Annotated in this window: 1 protein-coding gene; it reads right to left on the bottom strand. The window is 63.9% G+C overall.

Annotated features, from left to right (window positions below):
• A partial coding sequence (locus tag AC01Y6_RS10770; RefSeq protein ID WP_476671527.1) for a helix-turn-helix domain-containing protein occupies window positions 1-433 on the bottom strand: 433 nt, incomplete at its 3' end.
• Window positions 434-739: the final 306 nt, after the last annotated feature.

Raw genomic sequence — 739 nt, 5'->3', positions numbered from 1 at the left:
GCCGGGGGCGGGGCACCCGCAAGGCGAACCCCATCTCGTGCAGAAGCCGGTAGATGGGGTAAAAGGAGAGCTTCTTCCCCAGCTCCCGCTCCACCCAGTCCCTGAGCTTGGGCCCCGTCCACAGGCCCCCGTCGGGAGGAGGGGCCTGCAGGGCCTCCAGCACCTTCCTCTGCTCCTCTGGGGTCAGCTTGGGCTTTTGTCCCGGGTTCTGGTGTCGCTTGTCCTTCAGGGCTTCGGGGCCTTCCCGGTTATAGCGGCGTACCGTCTCCTGGACCCAGCGGGGGGTGTTCAGGGTGATCCTGGCGATCTCCTTGGCGGTGAGGCCCCGCTTGGCGTGATAAACGGCCAGGAAGCGATGCCTCTCTATCGGATCCTTGGCCTTCTTGACCCTCCGCCACAGCTCGTTCAGGGTCAGGTGGTCGGCTACGGTCATGGACGAATGGTACAACAAGAAAGGGTATTATACGCCGCAACTCCAGCTAACGTGAAGAGGGCGCGTTCCCCCATCAGCTGAAGCGGGCGGCTCCCTGCGCCTGAATCTCTATGGAAAAGCCTCTTTCGGCTAACGGGGTTAGGGCAAGGGAAGCCCCCCGGCGAGGCCGCCCTTTGGGATCACGCCCCAGCCCCTAGGCCCTCCGCGACCTCATCCCAGGGCCTCGCCACTAGGAAGAAGGGGTACTCGTTCTTTCCACCCTTGTGAAGGGGCGAAACCCAAAGCGCCAGATCCGGAACTCTCCGG

The organism is Thermus sp. (assembly GCF_056332225.1).
The sequence above is the reverse complement of the archived record's forward strand: the minus strand, read 5'-3'. Positions and strand labels throughout refer to the sequence as shown.